Source organism: Rubellimicrobium mesophilum DSM 19309, assembly GCF_000600335.2.
Classification (GTDB): domain Bacteria; phylum Pseudomonadota; class Alphaproteobacteria; order Rhodobacterales; family Rhodobacteraceae; genus Rubellimicrobium; species Rubellimicrobium mesophilum.
This window is the reverse complement of the sequence record NZ_KK088542.1, coordinates 1-2480: the sequence shown is the minus strand read 5'-3', so window position 1 is coordinate 2480 and position 2480 is coordinate 1. Positions and strand designations below refer to the sequence as shown.

The window sequence follows — 2480 nt, the reverse complement described above, 5'->3', positions numbered from 1 at the left end:
CCCGCCAGCTCGGGCTGAAGCCCTGCTTCACGCCCGTGAAGAGCCCCCAAAGCAATGGCATCTCCGAGGCCTTCGTCCGCACCCTGAAGCGCGACTACGTCCAGGTCACGCCCTTGCCGGACGCTGCCGCTGTCCTCGGATTGCTCCCAAGCTGGTTCGAGGACTACAACGCCCACCACCCGCACTCCGGGCTGAAAATGCGCTCGCCTCGCGAGTTCATCGCCGCCCAAACCGCAACCGCCTGAGTGTTCGGTCAAACGGGGGCCAGATCAGCTGCTGGAGACCGTCTGCAAGCACGTCTTGGACGACTTGGGCGTGGCCTACACTGACAAGGAGGACTTGCCCAAGCTCTACGACATGGTCGCCAAGGAACTCAACGTCGCCCCCAGCCAGCACACCGAGGAGCCGTTTCGGAAGATACTCGGGGGAGTGACCACCGTCGTGAACGGCTTGGGGACCCTGCGAAACCGCCTCTCAGACAGCCACGGTAAGGGGGCTAAAGCCCCGGTGCGACCGTCAGCTCGTCATGCCAGCTTGGCCGTGAACATGGCGGGAGCGCTTGCCTCGTTTATTGCGGACACGCATCAGGAACGGAAGATAGTCAATCTAAGGACGCCATCTTGACTGTGAGCCCGACAGTCGAGCCTCTTACCTTCAACTCAGAAGCTCGCAAGCGAGGGAAATACATGACTAAACTTTGCTGGAACAGAGTAGTTACATAAGAACAGCTCAAGTTACCTACCGCTCTTGTATCATCTCAGAGAAATTACCAATAACATGCAATTGGCTCAGGAAACGATCAACTGGATTGATTTCACCATCGCAGTCACGGCCCTCGGAACTATCGGTGTCTTCGTCACCGGATTGGACCGGGTCATTCGAAAAATCTGAAGCCTGCAGCTGATCTATCATCCTCCAAACCCATTCAAAGCGGTTTGGTCGTCGGCTTCATAGCAGTGATTACTTGGTTGCTCTGGGCCGCTATCTCGTTGATCATATCATATTCGGAGCAGTCGGGCTTTGACTTCAGCAACACTGGCCAATGGGGAGACTCCTTTGGCAGCCTCAACGCCCTATTCTCAGCGTTTGGCTTCACAGCAATTGTGATCACGCTTTTTCTTCAACGAAAGGCCCTGAAGGATCAAGCCGAAGACCTGCATCGGCAACGCTTTGAAAGCTCCTTCTTTGAGCTTATTGCGCTGTTGAGGCAGCTAAGAAGCGAGATAAGACTTGGATTATCTAATGAGCTGCAGGAGTATGCCAGAGCAAGAGATTTAGGAGCGCCCTCCAAGATAAAAGCAAGAGTTAAGGCGCACGACGCAATCACGGCAGCAGTCGCCGAAGTGCGTTACTGGTCAAGGAGGCAGGGGGGCATAAAGAACGTCTCAAAGGAGTCGATTGAAGAAATATTTATGAGGCGAGTTCATCTCCCAAATGAGCATAGCATAGGACCCTACTTCCGAAATATCTATTATATTCTGAAGAAAATAAAGACAGACAAAGTTCTGACTAATGATGAAAAAGTTCAGTATTCCAACCTGCTTAGAGGTCAACTCTCAAGTCATGAAGTTACCCTGATTGCCATCAACGGCCTTGCGAAAGTGTCCAATGATCTAAGCGATCTTCTGATCCACTTCCGGATGCTGAAATACCTTCCAAACGATGAGGTGAAGGTGATGCTAAAGCGATTCTATCCGAAGCAAGCCTTTATGGCGCGAGGTGATTAGGAACAGGGATAGCTAAGGATTACGGCTCACCTTAGGTCCCGATGGCATCGGCAGTGACGAAGGCGGAACGATCCTTAGTGCCTTCCGGCAGTCCCGGTTTCTGAACTGCCTTCCCCTTTGCTTCGGCTTCCGCCACTTCGGCGTTGAGCTTCAGTAGGAACTCCAGAGTGTCGGCTTTTGCGGGCATCCCATACGCCGACCTTACAGCCGCATCTAACGCAGCATGGGCGTCCTTGAGTGGGCTGGCTCCGGGAAGCTCCAGAGAACGATACAGGTCTCGGAGCGAGCGACCATGCTTCGTCATCAGTTCAGCGCGTTTAGCTCTTAGTGCCACAGCTGCTTTAGCGACGGCCTCAACAGCAGCTTGGCTCGGCTTCTGAGGCCAGGGGAAGCTGTCCCAAACCGTGTTGGAAGTATAGCGGAACCGCTCCGTCAGCGTGCTGCATCGGTTTATGAACCATTGCCAATGGGCGTCCGATTGGAGGATGCCGAATGGCTCTGTTGCGCAAATCCTGCGGGATTCCTCTTGGAGGCTGAGTGGGTTAGTGGATGAGGATGCCCAAGCCTGACCCTCCGACCTACCGCACGACCAACTGGCGCGCCTACAGTGAAGCCCTGAAGCAGCGCGGCTCGCTTTTGGTCTGGTTTGATCCCGAGATGGAGTGGATCGCCGCCCCGAGTGGCCGGCGCGGGCGTCCGACCACCTTCTCGGATGCTGCCATCCAGGCGTGCCTGATGTTGAAGGCGCTCTTT

5 protein-coding genes are annotated in these 2480 nt (G+C 54.8%); 4 read left to right on the top strand and 1 reads right to left on the bottom strand.

Annotated features, from left to right (window positions below; all coding sequences use genetic code 11):
- The 3 genes from RUMESO_RS02335 to RUMESO_RS24865 all read left to right on the top strand — a co-directional run.
- Window positions 1–245: integrase core domain-containing protein (locus tag RUMESO_RS02335; protein ID WP_037277710.1), on the top strand; the 245-nt coding region annotated here is incomplete at its 5' end.
- Window positions 246–315: 70 nt separating this feature from the next.
- Window positions 316–624: an abortive infection family protein gene (locus RUMESO_RS02330; RefSeq protein WP_245639107.1), complete on the top strand. Its 309-nt coding sequence runs from the start codon at window positions 316–318 to the stop codon at window positions 622–624.
- Window positions 625–968: 344 nt separating this feature from the next.
- Window positions 969–1727 carry a putative phage abortive infection protein gene (locus RUMESO_RS24865; RefSeq protein WP_156362633.1) on the top strand — a complete coding sequence of 253 codons (759 nt, stop codon included), beginning with the start codon at window positions 969–971 and terminating at the stop codon, window positions 1725–1727.
- 31 nt (window positions 1728–1758) lie between these two features.
- Here the strand turns inward: RUMESO_RS24865 and RUMESO_RS28270 are convergent, their stop codons facing one another.
- On the bottom strand, window positions 1759–2214 hold the full coding sequence (locus RUMESO_RS28270; protein ID WP_425414860.1) for a type IIL restriction-modification enzyme MmeI: 456 nt from the start codon (window positions 2212–2214) through the stop codon (window positions 1759–1761).
- Window positions 2215–2282: 68 nt separating this feature from the next.
- Here RUMESO_RS28270 and RUMESO_RS02325 point away from each other — a divergent pair.
- The coding region (locus RUMESO_RS02325; protein ID WP_211262755.1) for a transposase at window positions 2283–2480 on the top strand (198 nt) is incomplete at its 3' end.